Source organism: Aeromonas simiae, assembly GCF_014892695.1.
Taxonomy (GTDB): domain Bacteria; phylum Pseudomonadota; class Gammaproteobacteria; order Enterobacterales; family Aeromonadaceae; genus Aeromonas; species Aeromonas simiae.
This window is the reverse complement of the sequence record NZ_CP040449.1, coordinates 1,153,163-1,173,028: the sequence shown is the minus strand read 5'-3', so window position 1 is coordinate 1,173,028 and position 19,866 is coordinate 1,153,163. Positions and strand designations below refer to the sequence as shown.

Here is a 19,866-nt window from a genome sequence, read left to right as displayed (position 1 = left end):
TTAACCGAGCAGCAGGTTGCGCAGGCTCTCGATATCGAGCGGCCCCGCCTGTGACTGGCCGCTCAGCAGGCTGTCGGCCAGCGCTCGCTTCTCCCCGTGCAGCGCCACTATTTTCTCCTCCACCGTCTCGGCGCACACCAGGCGATAGACGGTCACCGGCTGGGTCTGGCCCATACGGTGGGCCCGGTCGCTCGCCTGATCCTCCACCGCCGGATTCCACCAAGGGTCGAGGTGCAGCACGGTATCGGCCTGGGTCAGGTTGAGCCCTGTGCCCCCCGCCTTGAGGCTGATGAGAAACAGCGGCACCGCCTCGTCGCGGAAACGGCTGATGGCCTGCTGCCGCTCTTTCATGGAGCAGGCGCCGTCGAGGTAGCAGTACTCCCAGTTGCGCTCCTCAAGACGCTGACGCAGCAGGGTCAGCAGATCGACGAACTGGCTGAACACCAGCACCCGATGACCGCCGTCGATCGCCTCTTCCAGCAGCGCCATCGCCTCATCGAGCTTGCTGCTCTCGGCCTGCCAGTCAGGCAGCACCAGATGGGGGGAGCAGCACAGGCGGCGCAGCCGGGTCAACCCGCTCAGCACGTGCATCAGGGTACGCCCGTCACTGCTTTGAATGCGCTGCACCACTTCGCGCCGGGTCGCCTCGTAGAGCTCCCGCTCGGCCTGAGAGAGGGCGATGTGATGCACGATCTCGGTCTTCTCGGGCAACTCGGAGAGCACCTCCTGCTTGAGGCGGCGCAATACGAAGGGGTGGATGACCGAGCGTAGCAGCGCCATGTGCTGGGGATCGCGCCCGGCACGGCCGAAGCGGCGCTTGAAATCCCGCTGGCTGCCGAGCAGGCCGGGGTTGATGAAGGCAAACAGGCTCCACAACTCGCCCAGATGGTTCTCTACCGGGGTGCCGGAGAGGGCGAGACGAAACGCTCCATCGAGCTGAGTCAGGATCTTGGCGCGCTGGGTGCCGGCGTTCTTGATCTGCTGCGCCTCGTCGATGACCAGCGAGGCCCAGCTCACCTTTTTCAGCGGCTCAGAAAGGCTCGAGAGCAGGCCGTAGTTGATGAGCACCAACTGACCGGCGCGCGCCTCCTGCACCAGATGGGCGCAGCCATAGGATTGATCTAGGGTCACCACCTCCAGCTCGGGGGCGAAGCGGGCCGCCTCCTCTTGCCAGTTGGTGAGCACCGACTTGGGCACCACCACCAGCGCGGGCCCCTCACTGGCACGCATCCGCAGCATAGTGAGAGCCTGCAAGGTCTTGCCAAGGCCCATGTCATCGGCAAGACAAGCCCCAAAGCCGTGGCGAGCCAGGGTCGCCAGCCAGTTGACCCCCTCGCGCTGGTAATCGCGCAGCCCCTCAAGCAGGGGGGCAGGACAGGTAGCTGGCTCGGCCCACTCCGCCTGTAACTCGCTCCACGCCTTGTCCCCTTGGGTCGACATGGCCGAGAGCAGACGCATCAGCGGGTAAGCAAGCCGGCGGCTAAAGCGCTGCTCCTCATCGAGCATGGCCCCGAGCAGGGTGAGCCGCTCCGAGAGTTGATCGCTGAGCAGCAAGCTGGTGTGTTCATCAAGCATCACCGTCTTCTGACCGGGACGGAACTGGCGCAGCAGCAGGCGCAAGTCCAGCACCTGATGCTCGTCGAGCGCCACGCTCCCCTCCAGGGCGAACCACTCCTGGCGCTGCTCGATACGCAGGCTCAGGGTAGTCTCGTCGAGGTTACGCAAGCGCTGGCTCTGGTCATGCCAGAAGATCTTCACCCCCTTGGCCACCCACTCGGGTAACAGCCCGATCGCGTCGATGGCCTCTTCTTCTTCCAACTGCCACGCCAGGCGGGGCCGTGCCAGCCCCAGACTCTGGCACAAGTGCTGCCACTGTGCCTGCTCGGCCGCCATGTCCCTTTGCCAGTAGTCGGCACTGCGCACATCACTGCGCACCACCGCGTCGCCGTGACCCAGCGGCAGCGTCGGGGTTCGCTCCCCTTGCGTCACGCAAGAGAGCGAAAGCACCCCCTTACGCCAGTCAAGTTGCACGCCTGGCTCACCCGGCCAGGGGTGCAAACGGGCATTGCCACCGAGGGCGGCCTCCTCGGCGCACCAGTGCAGTGTCTCAAGGGCATTCAAACGATCCGCCAGGGCAGGCAATTCAGCCACCGGCCAGCGCCGATCGACCGGAAGCCACTCGCTCAGCTCAGGCGGCAACTGCACCACCTGCCACAGATCGGCGGCCAGCGGCAACACGGTGGCCCCCTGCCCCACCTCGGGATAGAGGCGAATGGCCCCCTCCTGCGTCAGGTAGAGCAGTGGCTGGGTCAACGCCAGTTGCAGCCGCTGCCCCTGCACGTTGTAGAGCTGAGGATGAGCGGCCAGCAGGCCCCAGAACTCGGGCGACCAGTGGCGCCCCTCCTGACCGAATTGATGCAAAAGGGCCCAATCCTGCTCATCGAGCAGGGAGGGGTGTTGGGCGGCCAGCAGCGCCAGATCGACCCGTCGTCCTGCCGTCCACTCCCCCTTGACCCCCAGTTTCTGAATGCGGCACTCCAGCGTCGGCCCTTCGGCACTTAAGTTCCACACCAGCCGCTCTTTTATCTTGCCAAGCTGGCTGCTGCGGCCAATCCCCTGTAACCAACCGAGCCAGCCCGCCGGCTGGCCCTGTGAGCCCTCTTCTTCCTCTTCTTCGCGCCAGGTGTCGATCCCCGCCAGCACACCGCGTGCCACCGGCATACCCAGCAGCAGTCGCAATAGCTCCTGACACAAAGCCATCAGACGGTGGCGCGCCGTGGCCCCGAGCAGATCGTCGAGCGGCCACTTGCGCAGAGCCTGCAACGCAGCGCTGCTCTCGCCATGGCGGCTCAGGGCGCACAGATCGATCCACAGGTGCCCCCAAAAGATCTCGTCGGGGGGCAGTTGCAGCATCTCAAACAGACCGACCGAGTGGCGCTCTCCATCCCATTGGAGTAAGGCATCGGCCAGCACGCTTTGATGACCGCACAGCCCCAAGGTGCCTTTGCGCTCGCGCATGGCCAGCACGGGATCATGCTGCTGCGCCAGCCCAAGCCAGACCAGTGACGAGAACAGCGGTGCATCGGGGCGCGTCTGCCATGCCTCTTCCAGCTGGGTCAGCGCCACCTCATCGTGAGACCACAGGGCGGAAAAAGCCCGCCAGTGAGGGAGATCGGCCGCCTGCTCGAGCCACCATGCCTCTTCCCCCTGCCACAGCGCCAATCTGGCCTGGGCGGCGGGCGTCAGCCGGGTAGATTCAATGTCGATGGGACGCGCCTCAAGCAGTGCCTGGGCAGCCCAATAGTCCACCATCAGCGCCTGCCACGCCGGGGCGGCGGGGGCCAGCAAGGCCCCGGCACTCGGCTCATCGAGCAGCTCGGTCAACAAGGGGGGTAACGCGGCCGGCAAGTGCTCAGTGCCCTCCAGCAGGCTGGCCAGCCAGCCCAGCGCCTCCGGCCAGGCCGGCTCGGGACAACGTCCACTGCGAATGGCCAGCAGCAGGCTCAGCGTTCCCTGCGCCGCGATGGCCCACACGCCCTCGCCTCGCTCGCGCACCAAATCTTCTCGTACCAGCTCGGCCAGTGCATCGCTGCAACCGGGAAAGAGAGCCACCAGATGTGTGGTAGAGAGAGGGCGGCGAACCAGCAGGGTCGTCAGGATATCGTATTGCAGGGACGAGAGGCGTAGCACGAAACAGGATCCAGACTGCGGAAAAGGCATAATTTTAGCGCCAAACCCGGGCCGACTCGACCCTTTGACCTAACAAAGGAGACAAAAAAATCCCGCCGTAGCGGGATTTAGTCAGACGGATTCGCTTGCGCGCCCAGGCGGGCCAATGCCTTGGCCGCCTTCTGCTCGGCTCGCCTGCGCTGGAAAAAAGCGGAGATCTGGGCTGCACACGCATCGGCCAACACCCCGCCCTCAACCAAGATGCGGTGGTTGTGGCGAGTGTCCTGCAACAGCTGAAAAACGGACGTGTCCGCGCCGGTCTTGGCATCGTGCGCGCCATACACCACTCTGGCCACCCGGCTGTGGATCAGGGCGCCGGCACACATGCAGCAGGGCTCCAGTGTGACGAACAACTCGGCATCCACCAGCCGGTAGTTACCCATGTGCTGGCCGGCGGCTCGCAGGGCCATCACCTCGGCGTGGGCACAGGCATCGTGCTCGCTGATGGAGCGGTTCCACCCCTCACCGATGATCTCATCACCCAACACCACCACAGCCCCGACAGGCACCTCGTCGATGGCCTCGGCCCGCCCGGCCAGCACCATGGCATGGCGCATCCAGTGTTCGTCCCGTTGCCGTGATGAGGAGAAGGTCATGCTCTTTTCCGGTCTGCGTTGAAAGTTAAGCCGCGGATTATGGCAAAAGTCGGGCGCCAACCCAAGCCCACCCCCGCTGAACAAGAAAGAAGCAAACGGCATGGTATTGATAAAAAAGGACTTGCACTGATGTAACCCGATCATTAGACTTGCCCCCCGTCAGCTTAGCTGACCTCGTCGGCGTGTAGCGCAGCCAGGTAGCGCACTGTCATGGGGTGTCAGGGGTCGGAGGTTCGAATCCTCTCACGCCGACCATCATTCCCCGCAAGAGCCCTGTCCACGGACAGGGCTTTTTTGCGTCTGCGATCAGAGAAAAAGTGCGTTTTTCACACAGAACCAGTTGACTCTTTCACCTGTGACAATTATTGTGCGCGCTCTCACGCCGGAACTGATGCCATGGACGTGAAACGGTGAAAGGAGACCACCCTGCCGGCTTGCTCATTCCCTACAGAGGCAAGCGACATGACCCCATACCCGCCCCTTCCCTCACAGCCGATCACCAGCGAAGAAGAGAGCGCCCAGGAAGTGCGGCTCGACATCATCGACCTAGCAGAGCCGGATGACGAATGATTCCATACAAAAAAAGAGACCCGGCTGATGCCGGGTCTCTTTTTCCATTTTCATGGTGCGGAAGGAGGGACTTGAACCCACACGCCTAAGGCGCCAGAACCTAAATCTGGTGCGTCTACCAATTTCGCCACTTCCGCGAAGCGTTGTCGTCGACCGCGCAATGCCGCCAACGGTAATGATGGGGTGGCTGATGGGGCTCGAACCCACGACAACCGGAATCACAATCCGGGACTCTACCAACTGAGCTACAGCCACCACAGCAGATAAAAATGGCACGCCCTACAGGATTCGAACCTGTGACCCACGGCTTAGAAGGCCGTTGCTCTATCCAACTGAGCTAAGGGCGCACTGTCTTCATCTATTCAGGCATTCCACCTGTAAAAGGTGGTCGGTGATAGAGGATTCGAACCTCTGACCCTCTGGTCCCAAACCAGATGCGCTACCAGACTGCGCTAATCACCGACACATGCTGCCAGCATAACGACAGAAGTCGTACCAGGCAACGGGCGGGCATCATACCCAAGCGCAAAAGCCAGCGTCAACGACTTTTTCCATCAATAAATTCAAATGTCTACTTATTGTCCTCACACCGCAGCCTACATATTGTGAGCGCGATCAAGCCACTGTCGGAGAAGGGTAAAAAATGCGACAATGCGCCGCCATTGTGAAGACGTTGAGTTGAGGATTATGTCAGCCAAGATTATTGATGGAAAACTGGTGGCGCAAACGATTCGCAACCAGGTGGCCACCCAGGTCAAGGATCGGGTGGTACAGGGCAAGCGCGCCCCGGGCCTTGCCGTGATCCTGGTCGGGAGCGATCCGGCCTCCCAGGTCTATGTGGGCAGCAAGCGTCGCGCCTGTGAAGAGGTGGGGTTTGTCTCCCGCTCTTACGATCTCAGTGTCGAGGCCAGCCAGGAAGAGCTGCTCGCCCTGATCGACCGACTCAATGATGATGTCGAAGTCGACGGCATCCTGGTACAGCTGCCGCTACCGCCCCAGATGGACTCGACCCTGGTGATCGAGCGCATCCGCCCCGACAAGGATGTGGATGGCTTCCATCCCTACAACGTCGGTCGCCTCGCTCAACGCATCCCGGCCCTGCGCCCCTGCACCCCCAAGGGGATCATGACCCTCATCGAGACCACAGGTGTTCAGACGCACGGTCTGCACGCCGTGGTGGTGGGCGCCTCCAATATCGTCGGCCGCCCCATGACCCTCGAGCTGCTGCTGGCCGGCTGCACCACGACGACCTGCCATCGTTTCACTCAGGATCTCGAGGCCCATGTGCGCCGCGCCGACCTGCTGGTGGTGGCCGTGGGTAAGCCCAACTTCATTCCCGGTGAATGGGTCAAGCCTGGGGCCATCGTCATCGACGTCGGCATCAATCGCCTGCCCGATGGCTCCTTGGTTGGGGACGTGGAGTACGAAACCGCCCGTAGCCATGCCGCCTTCATCACCCCGGTTCCCGGCGGGGTCGGCCCCATGACGGTGGCCTCCCTCATCGAGAACACCCTGCTCGCCTGCGAGCAATACCACGATTAAGCCTGCCCGCCGCCGGCTCGTCCGGCGGCACCTCTTTGATTCCCCTCCTCCCATAGCACGATTTCTGCATCCGGCAAGAACAGCGCCCGGCGACGTTTGCACCACGAAAAACCTGCCATGATTGAATCACTTCCGCGACATGTCGTCCGGAACGGTTCATGACGGAGACCCCGCTATGGTGCTCGACTACGTTGCCCTCGGCCTGCTCTTTTTTGTGGCGATCGTGCTGTTTTACGGCATCATCGCCCTGCACGACATCCCCTACGAGATTGCCAAACATCGCAATCACCCCCATCAGGATGCCATCCACGTCGCCGGCTGGGTGAGCCTGTTCACCCTGCATGTCATCTGGCCATTTCTCTGGATCTGGGCCACCGTTTACCGGGACGATCGGGGTTGGGGCTTCGGTCAGCGCCTGCAACGAGACGAGCAGTCACTGGCGGCGCTGCACGATGAAGTCGCTACCCTGCGCAGCCGTCTCGAGACGCTGATCCAAGAGAAGGGGCACTAATCATGGATCTGCTGCTGATTCTTACCTACACCGCCCTCTGCGTCGCCATCTTCAAGATCTTCCGTATCCCGCTCAACAAGTGGACGGTACCCACCGCCGTACTGGGGGGCGTGGTGCTCATCGGCACCCTCATTATGGTGATGAACTACAACCACCCCTACTCTGAGATGGCCCGCAACTACTACGTCTCGACCCCCATAGTCCCGCTGGTCAAGGGCCGAGTGAGCGAGGTCGCCGTCACCGCCGACCAAAAAGTGAGAAAGGGTGACGTGCTTTTTCGCATCGATGATGAGCCGTTTCGCCAGCGCCTCGCCAGCCTAGAGGCCAGGGTCGATGCCAACGAAGAGCAGCTCAAGTCCATCACGGCCCGCCTGCGCTCGGCCAAACTCGACCGCGACCGCGCCGCCGAGCTGATGCGCCGCGGCATCGGCAAACAACGGGATCTCGACGTGAGCCAGGCCAACATGGACGATCTGACCGCCCAGCTCGATCAGCAACAGGCCACGCTGGATGACGTCAAGGCGCAGTGGCGCGAGGCCAACTACCAGCTCGACCAAACCGTGATCAAGGCCCCCAGCGACGGCCACGTGGTGCAACTTGCCCTGCGCCCCGGCATGATTGCCACCCCCTTCATGTACCGTCCCGTGATGACCTTCATCCATGAGGATGAGAGCGCCTACGTGGGCTGGTTCTGGCAAAACAGCATGCAGCGACTGGCGGTGGGTGACGAGGCTGAGGTGGTGATCGACGGCATTCCCGGCAAAATCTTCACCGGTAAGGTCGAGGCGGTCATTCCGGCCATCGCGGCGGGTAACGTCCAGGCCAACAGCAACCTCATCGATCAGAGCTCAGCCATGCAGCCGGGTCGGCTGCCGGTGCGCATCAAGATCACCGATCCACGCTGGCAGGAGTACCAAGTCATCGCCGGCTCAAGCGGCCAGGCGGCCATCTATACCCAGCACTTCCACCACGTCTCTGTGATGCGCAAGGTGCTGCTGCGCATGGCTAGCTGGATGAACTACCTCTTCCCCTTCCACTGATCCCCGGTGCGGCAGGCCTGAGCCTGCCGCGCCCTTCACCTTCCCCTCGATTGGCCTATAATGGCCCCCCTGTCTTTCCAGCCCGTCCGGTGCGCATGTTTACCCTACGCCCCTACCAGCAGGATGCGGTCGATGCCGTGATCCGTCACTTTCGCCGCCACGCCGATCCCGCCGTGGTGGTTCTGCCGACCGGCGCTGGCAAGAGCCTGGTGATCGCCGAACTGGCCCGCAAGGCCCGTGGCCGAGTGTTGGTGCTGGCCCACGTGAAAGAGCTGGTCGAGCAGAACCATGCCAAGTACGAGGCATGGGGGCTCAACGCCGACATCTTCGCCGCCGGGCTGGCACGCAAGGAGTCGAGCGCCCAGGTGGTGTTCGGTTCGGTGCAGTCGGTGGCACGCAACCTCGATGCCTTCGATGGTGCCTTCTCCCTGCTCATCATCGACGAGTGCCATCGGGTCTCGCTCGACGATGACAGCCAGTACCACCAGGTAATGGCGCACCTACGAGCCAGCAACCCCGCCCTTAAGATCCTCGGGCTCACCGCCACCCCCTACCGCATGGGGCTGGGATGGATCTACCGGCGCCACTACCACGGCATGGTCAAGAGCCGGGGCGAGCGGCTGTTTGGCGACTGCGTGTTCGAGCTGCCCCTGCGCTTTATGATAAAAAACGGCTACCTGACCCCGCCGCGCCTCATCGATGCCCCCATCGTTCACTATGACTTCAGCAAGCTGGCGGCCCGCCCCGGCGGCCTGTTTGACGATGCCGAGGTCAACCGTGAGATCAAGCGTCAGGCCAGGGTCACGCCCCACATCCTCGAGCAGATCCGCAACTACGCCCATGACCGGCAGGGGGTGATGATCTTTGCCGCCACGGTCGAGCACGCCCGCGAAATCGCCACCCGCCTGAGTGAGGCAGGCGAGGCGGTGGCGCTGGTGACGGGCGAAACGCCGGGGCCGGAGCGCGACACCCTCATCCAAGCCTTCAAGGCACGCGAGCTGAAATACCTGGTCAATGTCTCGGTGCTCACCACCGGCTTCGATGCCCCCCATGTGGATCTCATCGCGCTGCTGCGCCCCACCGATTCGGTGTCGCTCTACCAGCAGATTGTCGGGCGCGGCCTGCGGCTGGCCCCCGGCAAACAGGATTGTCTGGTAGTGGATTACGCCGGCAACAACATCAACCTGTTCGATCCCGAGGTGGGCGAGCCCCGCCCCAAAGGCGACAGTGTGCCGGTGCAGGTGCCCTGCCCCGCCTGCGGCTTTGCCAACACCTTCTGGGGCAAGGTGGATGAAGAGGGCCAGGTGATCGAGCACTACGGCCGGCGCTGTCAGGGCTTTTTGGAAGATGACGAGGGGGCGCGCGAGGAGTGCGATTACCGCTTTCGCGCCAAGATCTGTCCTGGCTGCGGCGCCGAGAACGACATCGCCGCCCGCCGCTGCCATGCCTGCGATCAGGTACTGGTCGATCCGGATGACCAACTCAAGGCCGCCCTCAACCTCAAGGGGTGCATGGTGATCCGTTGCAGTGGCCTCTCCCTTGCCAAGGGGATGGGCAAACAGGGGGAGCGACTCGAGGTGACCTACCACGACGAGGACGGCACCACCCTCACCGACTACTACTCGTTTGCCACACCGGCCGCACGGCGCTTGTTTCAACAGGTCTTTGTGCGTCATCATTGGCGCGCTCCTGGTTTGGAGCCCCAGTTCGCCTCCCTTGATGCTGTGCTGGCCGCCGAACCCCAATTCCGGCATCCCGACTTCGTGATCGCACGCCAGTCGGGGCGCTTTTGGCAAATCAAAGAGAAAATATTTGACTACCAGGGACGCTATCGGACCGCCGACAGCGCCCGGGACGAGTAAGGATCCTTCATGCAGCGGTTTCTCATCGGTTTTTGCGCTCTTTTCTCCCTCGCAGCCCAGGCTGCTCCGCTGACGCCTCCCAAGGGGGGCCATGCCGCCATCGCCGTCATGGGCGCAGGTGGCCTCGAATACCAGCACAACCTCGACGATCTCATGACGCCGGCCTCCACCATGAAGGTGATCACGGCGCTGGCCGCCCGCATTCAGTTGGGTGAAGAGTTTCGTTTTGTCACCGAGATCCAAGCCCAGCCGGGCGCTAAAAGCGGCGAGACCCTGAACGGGGATCTCTGGATCAACTTCGTCGGCGACCCGACCTTGAGCCGCATGGATCTGCTGACTATGTTCAAGCAGATCGGCGTCAAGCGCATCACCGGCAATGTGTTCGTCAACACCGGCGCCTACAACGGCTATGAGCGTGGCAACGGCTGGTCGTGGGGGGATCAATCCCTCTGCTTCACCGCTCCAGTCTCCTCCGTCATCATCGACAAGAACTGCGCCTATGGCACCGTCACCGCCACCCAAATTGGCCAACCGGCCAGCGCCAGCGGCCCGAGCGGGGTGCCCATCAGCATCAGTGCCGAAAACCTGGATGTGATGAGCTATGGCGACATGGCCCGCCAGTCCTGCGCCCTTGAGGTGGACATGGCGCGTGGCAACCACTACGACCTGCGCGGCTGCATCTCGCCCAACAAGGAGCCACAGGGGCTGCGCTTTGCCATCTATGACGTGGAAGCCTGGGGCTGGGACAACATTCGCTGGGCCATGGATCGCGCCGGCATCAGCCACGACGGCGCCCTGCGCCTGACCCACCAGGCGCCGGTAGGAGCCGAGACCCTGACCAGCCACAGCTCCAAGGCGCTGCCTGAGCTGCTCGCCCACATGCTCAAGCGCTCTGATAACCTCTACGCCGACACCTTCCTCAAGACCGTCGGTCGCCACTACTACGGCATGCCAGGCAGCTTTAGAAGCGGCACCAAGGCGGTACGGGCCATCCTCGGCAAGGCGGGGATCAACCTCGATAACGCCAGTCTGGCCGACGGCTCGGGGCTCTCTGCCCATAACCTGGTGAGTGCTCGCCAGATGCTGGCGGTGCTCGCCTATATCCAGCGTAACGACGCCACCCTCAACTTCATCCGCCTGCTGCCCTCTTCACAAGTCGATGGCACCCTGGCCTGGCGCGGCTCGGTCACCGCGCCCTTCATGAAGAACCGGGTACATGCCAAGACCGGCACCGTGACCGGGGCTTCCAACCTGGTCGGTTTCATCGATACCGCCAACGGCCAGCGCAAGGCGTTCGTCATGTTCCAAAACTCCCTGTCGCTGGACCCGACCACCCATGAGCGCTATCGCGCCAGCAAGGCTCGCTGGCCATGGACCACCTTCGAGAAGGGGGTGCTCGAGAGCATCTACCAGAACCAGCCCATCCAGATTGCTCAATAAGGGCCATCGGATCTTTGCACTTTGCCCCGCAGCGACCACCCATTATGCTGACGGGGCACTACTGACAGGAGAACACTATGTTTGTCGCCATCTATGGCCGTCCCGGCTGCCCCTATTGTGTCCGTGCCGTACAACTCGCCGAGCAGCTGAGCGAGCAGCGTGACGACTTCACCTTCAGCTATACCGATATCCAGGCCGAGGGGCTCAGCAAAGATGACCTCTCCGCCATGGCAGGCAAGCCGGTGAGCACGGTGCCGCAGATCTTTTTGGACGAGCAGCACATCGGTGGCTGCACCGATTTTGAGGCCTACGCCCGCGCCAATCTGGGCGCCTGAGCCACCACGACAACGGCGCCCGAAGGCGCCGTTGCTTTATTCCTCTTCCAGTGGCGCAAAACGCGCCATCAGCCGTCCCTCGTGGCGAACCCACTCCAGAAACATCGACTTGGGTCTGGCATAGATAGCCCCGTTCTCCAGGCTGCGATAGACCACCAGCCGCTCCTCCCGTTCGGTATGCTGTGCCTCGGTAAGCACCTCGTAGAGCCCGCCCTTGAAGTGGCGCCAGCGTCCGGCGCGCACCGGTTTATCGACCATCATCTACTCCTTGGCATGTCCGGTCAGCCCGGGCATTCGGCATGAATGCGGCAACTCTGCCACTCTTGCCGGGCAAGCTCCACGACTTTTTTGGATGAGGATTTCCTCCCATTCAATGGCGGCATTAATGGTGATGCATCTGCCGTTATCGTACGGTGACACCACAATCTGCCGAAGATGTCTTTTCATACAAAGCATCGTGCTAAAGCAGATTATCGATAAACTCTGATACCACATGAGAAATCAGCTAATTCCTCTGTCACAAGGATTGTGGTGGCATTCAATTCTGTGAAGAATAGGGTAACTAAAGATTTGATTCTAAATCGGCACTCCCGCCAGCTAGGCCACAACAGGCAAGGATCCACCCCGACCATGCTCACTATCGACAAGTCGCACAAGCTCGACGATGTCTGCTATGACATTCGCGGCCCGGTGCACAAGGAAGCCCGTCGTCTCGAGGACGAAGGCCATCGCATTCTCAAGCTCAATATCGGCAACCCGGCCCCGTTCGGTTTCGATGCACCCGAAGAGATCATCAAGGATGTCATCCTCAACATGCCGCTCAGCCAAGGCTATTGCGACTCCAAGGGCCTCTTCTCGGCGCGCAAGGCGGTGATGCAGTACTACCAGCAAAAGGGGATGCGCAAGGTCGACATCGACGACATCTACATCGGCAACGGCGCCAGCGAGCTGATCGTGATGGCCATGCAGGCGCTGCTCAACAACGGCGACGAGATGCTGGTCCCCTCCCCCGATTACCCGCTGTGGACCGCCGCCGTCACCCTCTCCGGCGGCCATGCGGTGCACTACCGCTGCGATGAAGGGGCCGACTGGTATCCGGATCTCGACGACATCCGCGCCCGCATCACCCCACGCACCCGCGGCCTGGTGCTGATCAACCCCAACAACCCGACCGGCGCCGTCTACGGCAGCGAGTTTTTGCTGGAAGTGATCGAGATCGCCCGCCAGCACAACCTCATCATCTTCGCCGACGAGATCTACGACAAGATCCTCTACGACGACATCTCCCACACCAGCGTCTGTACCCTGTGCGACGATGTGATGGTGGTGACCTTCAACGGCCTCTCCAAGGCTTACCGCGCCTGCGGCTTCCGCCAAGGCTGGATGGTCATCACCGGCCCCAAGGGCCGTGCCAAGGGCTATATCGAAGGACTGGAGATGCTGGCCTCCATGCGCCTGTGTGCCAACGTGCCCATGCAGCACGCCATCCAGACCGCCCTTGGGGGTTATCAGAGCATCAACGAGCTGATCCTGCCGGGGGGGCGCCTGCGCCGCCAGCGCGACAAGGCGTGGGAGCTACTCAATGAGATCCCGGGGGTCTCCTGCGTCAAGCCCAAGGGGGCGCTCTACATGTTCCCGCGCCTCGACCCCAAGGTGTATGACATCCGCGACGACCAGAAGATGGTGTTCGACCTGCTGCAACAGGAGAAGCTGCTACTGGTGCAGGGAACCGGCTTCAACTGGCCGGCGCCGGATCACTTCCGCCTGGTATTCCTGCCCCGCGAAGAGGAGCTGGAAGACGCCATCGGCCGCCTCGCCCGCTTCCTCAAGGGCTACCACCAGTAAATTCGCCACAGGCCACCTCAGGGTGGCCTGTCTGTTTCTGGCATGATGAAATTTGCTACCGCCTCACTCGGCTCCTACTGTTAGGAAACACGGGATAACGCCATAAGAGCACATCATGTTGAGCGGCAGCCTGCGCAAACGGGCCTATTTCTACCTGCTGATGATCACCTTGCTAGCCGGGATACTCGGCTGGGGCATCACTGCGTGGCTCCTCGAGCGCAGCAGCCAGCAACTGCTGATCGATCAGCAGCAGAGGGTGTTGCAACGCACCGATGACCTGCTTGGCAATGAGCTGCGACACTTGGCCACAGAGGCCAAGCGGCTCGCCATGGCGGAAGCGGCGGCGCGCCAACCCCTCTTGCAAGGCGCCAGCAAGATCCGTTTTGCCCTGTGGCAAGATAGCGCTGGCCACCCCCAATTGGGTTTTCTTCGCGAAGGGGAGCGCATACGCGCCATGCACGCCCAGGATTGGCCATGGTGGCTGTCATTTTCAGCCTCCAGCAGGCCTCTATCTGGCCCCCACATCATCTGGCAAAACGCGCTTCCCGTGCTGACACGGCAGATCCCGACTGGTAATGCCGGCAGGTTGCTCATCGGTCAGCCGCTCGATGCCGCAGCCCGCACGGCGCTGGAGCGCAGCGTCGGGGCGGCGCTGCTCTTCTCCCCAACCCGTCCTGTGGCCCAGCCATCTCGCCGCTTGCTTTCCTCCGCCTCCGGAGCCCCCCTGTTTGTCTCCACCGAGCCCGATCCCCTCTTGCAACAGTGGCTGACCGAGCGTAACCGCACCTTACTGCTCGCTATCCCGCTGCTGGCGGCCCTGCTCTGCGCCGCCGTTGCGCTGCTGATCGAGCGGCTCATCCTGCGTCGCCTCACCCAACTCTCACGGCTCGCCATTTCACCGGGTGAAGGAAGCGCGCCGCTCCCCCGCTGGCCGGTACGGGGCCGTGACGAGTTCGATACCCTGGCACTCTCTCTCAACGCCATGGCCGATCAACTGCGTCACTCCCAGCACCGGCTGTTTGACGAGGTCCGCCGCGATGGTTTGACCCGTCTTGGCAATCGCAAACGGCTCATTGAGCTGCTCGATCGGCACATCCCTGCTCTACAAGAGACCCCTCAACTGACCCTGGCCCTGCTTCTGGTCGACCTAGATGAATTCAAGGTGGTCAATGACAGCCTCGGCCACGAGCGGGGTGATCGGGTGCTGGCTCTGGTCGCCAAACGGTTGATGAATCTGGCCCGCGGCTCCGACTCGCTGTTTCGTCTCGGGGGTGATGAGTTTGCCATCCTCTGTCTGCTTCCCCATCAGAGTCAGGGTGCCGAGCGGCTGGCCGAACGAGTGTTGCAAGATATGGATCATCATCCCCTGCTGTTTGACAACACGGCGGTGCAGCTCAGTGCCTCCATCGGCGTGGCCTACTACCAACCGGCGCTGAGCAGCTCTGAACTGCTGCGCAATGCCGATCTGGCCATGTATGAGGCCAAGCGGCTAGGGCGTCGTCACTACCGTATCTACAGCGATGCCATGCATCACAGCGTGAGTGAACGCCTGCACGCCGAGCAGGCATTGCGCCAAGCGCTACATGAGCAGCAACTGGAGGTCTGGTTCCAACCGATCCTCGATACCCGCGATGGCAGCGTCGTCATGGTCGAGGCACTGGTGCGCTGGCCACGTGACCAAGGCTATGTACCGCCCAGTGACTTCATCGCCCTGGCCGAAGAGACCGGCCTCATCATCCCCATGGGGATCTGGATCGCTCGGCAGGCACTGTGCGCCTTACCGGCACTGCGCGAGCACTGGCCCGAACTCAACCTGAACATCAACCTCTCGGTGCTGCAACTGATGCAGCCCGATCTGGTGCCGCGCTTATGCACGCTGGTCGACGAGTGTGCCGTCCCCCACTCGGCCGTTCATTTCGAGCTGACCGAAAGCCTGTTTGCCGAGCAAAACGAGTTTCTGATCAACCAACTGCGTCAACTGAGCGATGCCGGCTTCAAAGTGCATCTGGATGATTTTGGTACTGGCTACTCCTCCCTCGAGCGGTTGCTAACCCTGCCGATCGATACCCTGAAACTCGATCGCAGCTTCACTCAAACACTGGAGCTCGGTGATGAGCGGCTGGTCAAGGCGGTGCTGCTCATCAGCCAAGAGATGGACATGCAGGTCATTGCCGAAGGGGTCGAGACCGAAAAAGAGATGCAGCGGCTGCGAGCACTCGGCTGCCACCTGATGCAGGGTTACCTGTTTGCCAAACCCATGCCGTTGCCTGAAATTCGCGAATGGCTGGCGCGGCACGGCGCACCGAGAGCACCGCCCCCCATGGTTCGGATCCCGCAGCGTCCCGATCCTGTCCCCAATCCCCCCTCCCACTGACTCATAAAAAAAGACCGGCACAAGGCCGGTCTTTTCATCACTGCAACTACTTAGCCGAGGCGAACCCTGGCGTTGCGGAACATCCGCATCCAGGCACCGTCCTCGCCCCAGTTGTCCGGGTGCCAGGAGTTAGCCACGGTACGGAACACCCGCTCCGGGTGCGGCATCATGATGGTGGCACGGCCATCTGTGGTCGTCACTGCGGTAATGCCGAGCGGTGAACCGTTCGGGTTGGCCGGATAGCGTTCGGTGGCGCCGCCACGGTTGTCGACAAAACGCAGCCCCACCAGACCGGAGGCATCGAGCGCCGCCAGGTGGGCCGCATCACGCACCTCGACCCGGCCTTCGCCGTGGGACACCGCAATCGGCATCACCGAGCCCTGCATGCCGGCGAAGAAGGCCGACGGCGAGTGCTGCACCTCGACCAGGCTGAAGCGGGCCTCGAAACGCTCGGAGCGGTTACGCACGAAACGCGGCCACAAATCCGCCCCCGGGATCAGCTCACGCAGGTTGGACATCATCTGGCAACCGTTGCACACCCCCAAAGAGAGGGTATCGTCGCGCTCAAAGAAGCGCTGGAACTGCTCACGGGCGGCAGCGTTAAAGAGGATGGACTTGGCCCAGCCCTCACCTGCCCCCAGCACGTCGCCATAAGAGAAACCACCACAGGCCACCAGCGCCTGGAAGCCATCCAGAGCGATGCGACCGGAGAGGATGTCACTCATGTGCACATCCACCGCGGTGAAACCGGCGCGGTCGAACGCGGCCGCCATCTCGACGTGGGAGTTGACCCCCTGCTCGCGCAGCACCGCCAGACGGGGCGAGACCCCCTTGGCGATGTAGGGGGCGGCCACGTCGTCAGACGGGTTGTAGGTCAGGTTGGCCTGCAAGCCCGGATCGGTGGCGTCCTGGCGGGCGGCATGCTCGCTGTCGGCACACTCTGGGTTGTCGCGCAGACGCTGCATCTGCCAACTGGTCTCACCCCAGAGGGTACGCAGACGGGTGCGGCTCTCGCGCCACAAGTCATTACCGGCACGGCGCAGCACAATCTCATCCCCTTCAACGGCACTGCCGATGACGTGGGCACAGGCCGCCAGGCCGTGGCCGGCCAGCAGGGTCATGACCGCTTCCTTGTCTTCGCGGCGCACCTGGATGACCGCGCCGAGCTCTTCGTTGAACAGGGCCGGCAGCACCTCGCCCCCCACGCGATCCAGCTCGATGTTCAGAGCGCAGTGACCGGCGAAGGCCATCTCCAGCAGGGTCACCAGCAGACCGCCGTCGGAGCGATCGTGGTAGGCCAGCAGGCGGCCGTCAGAGACCAGCGCTTGGATGGCGTTGAAGAAGCCCTTGAGCAGCACCGGATTGTCGAGATCCGGCGCCTTATCACCTACCTGACGATAAACCTGAGCCAGGGCAGAGCCACCGAGGCGCTGCTTGCCATGACCGAGATCGATGAGGATAAGGTCGGTTTCCCCCAGATCGGTGCGAAGCTGCGGCGTGACCGTTTTACGCACATCCTCAACCCGGGCGAAGGCGGAGATGATGAGCGAGAGCGGCGCCGTGTTGCTGCGCTCCACGCCATCTTGCTGCCAGCGGGTCTTCATGGACATGGAGTCCTTACCGACCGGGATGGTCAGCCCCAGGGCTGGGCAGAGCTCTTCGCCCACCGCCTTGACCGCCTCATACAGGCCGGCATCCTCACCCGGGTGACCGGCTGCGGCCATCCAGTTGGCAGAGAGCTTGATCCGCTTGAGGCTGCCGATGTTGGTCGGGGCAATGTTGGTGATGGACTCGGCCACCGCCATACGGGCGGAAGCGGCGTGGGAGAGCAGTGCCAGCGGGGTACGCTCGCCCATGGCCATGGCTTCACCGTGGTAGGTGTCGTAAGTGGCGGCGGTGACGGCGCAATCGGCCACCGGGATCTGCCACGGGCCCACCATCTGGTCGCGGTTGACCAGACCGGTCACGCTGCGATCGCCGATGGTGATGAGGAAGCTCTTCTCGGCCACGCTCGGCAGGCGAAGTACCCGCTCGGCGGCCTCAGCCAGGGTCACGCCATCGAGGCGCAGCGCCTGGCCTTGGGCCTGCTGGGTAGTCACGTCGCGCAGCATCTTGGGCGGCTTGCCAAGCAGCACATCCAGCGGCAGATCGATGGGCTGATTGTCGAAGTGGCTATCAGACAGGGTCAGGTGCGGCTCGTCGGTGGCGGTCCCTATCACGGCATAGGGGGCACGTTCACGCTCGCACATCGCCTTGAACAGGGGCAACTTCTCCTGAGAAACCGCCAGTACGTAGCGCTCTTGGGACTCGTTACACCAGATCTCGAGCGGGCTCATGCCCGGCTCATCGTTCGGAATGGCGCGCAGATCGAAGCGGCCACCGCGACCGCCGTCGCTCACCAGCTCCGGCATGGCGTTGGAGAGACCGCCAGCGCCCACGTCGTGGATAAACAGGATCGGGTTCTCTTCACCGAGCTGCCAGCAGCGATCGATCACCTCCTGGCAACGGCGCTCCATTTCCGGGTTGTCGCGCTGTACCGAGGCAAAATCGAGATCCTCGGCCGACTGGCCCGAGGTCATGCTCGAGGCGGCGCCGCCGCCAAGGCCGATGTTCATCGCCGGGCCACCCAGTACGATGAGGGCCGAGCCCGCCGGGAATTCGCCCTTCTGGACGTGCTCGGGACGGATGTTGCCGATACCGCCGGCCAGCATGATGGGTTTGTGATAACCACGCACCTCACGGCCGTTGTGGCTCTCCACCTCCTCTTCGAAGGTGCGGAAATAACCGAGAATGGCAGGACGGCCAAATTCGTTGTTAAAAGCGGCGCCGCCGAGCGGGCCGTCTTGCATCACGTCAAAGGCACTGACGATGCGATCCGGCTTGCCAAAATCCTGCTCCCAGGGCTGCTCGAAGCCGGGGATACGCAGGTTGGAGACACTAAAGCCCACCAGACCCGCCTTGGGCTTGGCACCGCGGCCGGTCGCCCCCTCGTCGCGGATCTCACCGCCGGAGCCCGTGGCCGCGCCCGGGAACGGCGAGATAGCGGTCGGGTGGTTGTGGGTCTCCACCTTCATCAGGATGTCGACCTGCTCCTGGTGGTAGTCGTATTCACCGGTGGCCGGGCTCGGGAAGAAGCGCCCCCCCTGGCTGCCCTCCATCACCGCAGCGTTGTCCTTGTAGGCTGACGACACGTAATCCGGAGTCTGCTCGAAGGTGTTCTTGATCATCTTGAACAGAGACTTAGGCTGAGTCTGCCCATCGATGATCCAGTCAGCGTTGAAAATCTTGTGACGGCAGTGCTCGGAGTTCGCCTGGGCAAACATGTAGAGCTCGATGTCATTCGGGTTACGGCCGAGCTTCTTGAAGTTCTCGACCAGGTAGTCGATTTCATCGTCGGCCAGCGCCAGACCCAGCGCCAGGTTCGCCTCAGCCAGCGCAGCGCGGCCGCCACCTAGCACATCCACCTGGGTGAAGGGGCGCGGCTCATGATGGGCAAACAGCGCCGCCGCCGCCTCCATGGCGTCAAACACCGTCTCCATCATGCGATCGTGCAACAGCGCGGCAATGGCGGCGCGGTTGGCATCGGTCACGTTCCCTTCGACGTAATAGGCCACACCGCGCTCGAGGCGCTTAACCTTGGTCAGGCCGCAGTTGTGGGCAATGTCAGTGGCCTTGGAAGACCAGGGAGAGATGGTGCCGGGGCGGGGAGTAACGAGGAAGAGGTGACCTTGGGGAGCATGTTCTTGGATGGTGGGACCGTAGCGCAGCAGCTGGTCCAAGGTCGCTCGCTCATCCGGTGAAAGAGGATCGACAAGCTCGGCAAAGTGCATGTATTCGGCATAGATGCTCGTTATCTCGACTCCGCGTTCCACCAGGCTTCGTTGCAGTTTTTGGACACGAAACTCAGACAGAGCGGGAGCACCGCGCAAGATTTCCATATGGCCTTTCTCACCTTGTATCGAGAGTGGGGGGATTTAAAGACGCGCGTATTATAGGGAGGCAGGCAGAGCGGGACAAACGTT

Annotated in this window: 12 protein-coding genes and 5 tRNA genes; 9 read left to right on the top strand and 8 right to left on the bottom strand. The window is 62.5% G+C overall.

Going from position 1 to position 19,866, the window contains the following annotated elements:
- The gene (locus FE240_RS05510) at nucleotides 1-3,690 is read right to left on the bottom strand and encodes a DEAD/DEAH box helicase (protein ID WP_226799012.1); all 3,690 of its coding nucleotides are present in this window, start codon (nucleotides 3,688-3,690) and stop codon (nucleotides 1-3) included.
- A gap of 107 nt (nucleotides 3,691-3,797) precedes the next feature.
- Nucleotides 3,798-4,325: a tRNA adenosine(34) deaminase TadA gene (gene tadA / locus FE240_RS05505; RefSeq protein WP_193003696.1), complete on the bottom strand. Its 528-nt coding sequence runs from the start codon at nucleotides 4,323-4,325 to the stop codon at nucleotides 3,798-3,800.
- A 178-nt stretch (nucleotides 4,326-4,503) separates the two neighbouring features.
- Here tadA and FE240_RS05500 point away from each other — a divergent pair.
- Nucleotides 4,504-4,580 (top strand) — tRNA-Pro (locus FE240_RS05500).
- Between the two features lie 368 nt (nucleotides 4,581-4,948).
- Here the strand turns inward: FE240_RS05500 and FE240_RS05495 are convergent.
- The 4 genes from FE240_RS05495 to FE240_RS05480 all read right to left on the bottom strand — a co-directional run bounded on the left by FE240_RS05495 (nucleotide 4,949) and on the right by FE240_RS05480 (nucleotide 5,357).
- Nucleotides 4,949-5,032 (bottom strand) — tRNA-Leu (locus FE240_RS05495).
- A 42-nt stretch (nucleotides 5,033-5,074) separates the two neighbouring features.
- A tRNA-His gene (locus FE240_RS05490) sits at nucleotides 5,075-5,150 on the bottom strand.
- A 15-nt stretch (nucleotides 5,151-5,165) separates the two neighbouring features.
- Nucleotides 5,166-5,242, bottom strand: a tRNA-Arg gene (locus FE240_RS05485).
- A gap of 38 nt (nucleotides 5,243-5,280) precedes the next feature.
- Nucleotides 5,281-5,357: transfer RNA gene (locus FE240_RS05480), tRNA-Pro, on the bottom strand.
- 225 nt (nucleotides 5,358-5,582) lie between these two features.
- Between FE240_RS05480 and folD the strand changes: the two genes are divergently transcribed.
- The 6 genes from folD (at nucleotide 5,583) to FE240_RS05450 (ending at nucleotide 11,625) form a co-directional block, all read left to right on the top strand.
- Nucleotides 5,583-6,437, top strand: a complete 855-nt coding sequence (gene folD / locus FE240_RS05475) for a bifunctional methylenetetrahydrofolate dehydrogenase/methenyltetrahydrofolate cyclohydrolase FolD (protein ID WP_042047519.1) — start codon at nucleotides 5,583-5,585, stop codon at nucleotides 6,435-6,437.
- A gap of 175 nt (nucleotides 6,438-6,612) precedes the next feature.
- Nucleotides 6,613-6,948 (top strand): DUF3302 domain-containing protein, encoded by a 336-nt coding sequence (locus FE240_RS05470; protein WP_193003695.1) that lies wholly within the window; start codon nucleotides 6,613-6,615, stop codon nucleotides 6,946-6,948.
- Nucleotides 6,949-6,950: 2 nt separating this feature from the next.
- Complete coding sequence (locus FE240_RS05465; protein ID WP_193003694.1) at nucleotides 6,951-7,988, top strand: HlyD family secretion protein; 1,038 nt, start codon at nucleotides 6,951-6,953, stop codon at nucleotides 7,986-7,988.
- A 95-nt stretch (nucleotides 7,989-8,083) separates the two neighbouring features.
- A complete protein-coding gene (locus FE240_RS05460; protein ID WP_193003693.1) occupies nucleotides 8,084-9,850 on the top strand; it encodes a DEAD/DEAH box helicase in 1,767 nt (588 codons plus the stop codon).
- Between the two features lie 9 nt (nucleotides 9,851-9,859).
- Complete coding sequence (gene dacB / locus FE240_RS05455; protein WP_193003692.1) at nucleotides 9,860-11,290, top strand: D-alanyl-D-alanine carboxypeptidase/D-alanyl-D-alanine endopeptidase; 1,431 nt, start codon at nucleotides 9,860-9,862, stop codon at nucleotides 11,288-11,290.
- Nucleotides 11,291-11,367: 77 nt separating this feature from the next.
- On the top strand, nucleotides 11,368-11,625 hold the full coding sequence (locus FE240_RS05450) for a GrxA family glutaredoxin (protein ID WP_193003691.1): 258 nt from the start codon (nucleotides 11,368-11,370) through the stop codon (nucleotides 11,623-11,625).
- Between the two features lie 36 nt (nucleotides 11,626-11,661).
- Here the strand turns inward: FE240_RS05450 and FE240_RS05445 are convergent, their stop codons facing one another.
- Nucleotides 11,662-11,886, bottom strand: coding sequence for a DUF1653 domain-containing protein (locus FE240_RS05445; RefSeq protein WP_042047526.1), 225 nt, complete (start codon nucleotides 11,884-11,886; stop codon nucleotides 11,662-11,664).
- Nucleotides 11,887-12,255: 369 nt separating this feature from the next.
- Here FE240_RS05445 and FE240_RS05440 point away from each other — a divergent pair, with 369 nt between their 5' ends.
- The gene (locus FE240_RS05440; RefSeq protein WP_042047527.1) at nucleotides 12,256-13,470 is read left to right on the top strand and encodes a pyridoxal phosphate-dependent aminotransferase; all 1,215 of its coding nucleotides are present in this window, start codon (nucleotides 12,256-12,258) and stop codon (nucleotides 13,468-13,470) included.
- A gap of 115 nt (nucleotides 13,471-13,585) precedes the next feature.
- Nucleotides 13,586-15,844, top strand: a complete 2,259-nt coding sequence (locus tag FE240_RS05435; RefSeq protein WP_193003690.1) for a putative bifunctional diguanylate cyclase/phosphodiesterase — start codon at nucleotides 13,586-13,588, stop codon at nucleotides 15,842-15,844.
- 50 nt (nucleotides 15,845-15,894) lie between these two features.
- On the opposite strand, the gene purL is transcribed toward FE240_RS05435, so the two are convergent.
- Nucleotides 15,895-19,782 (bottom strand): phosphoribosylformylglycinamidine synthase, encoded by a 3,888-nt coding sequence (purL, locus tag FE240_RS05430; protein ID WP_193003689.1) that lies wholly within the window; start codon nucleotides 19,780-19,782, stop codon nucleotides 15,895-15,897.
- Between the last annotated feature and the right edge of the window lie 84 nt (nucleotides 19,783-19,866).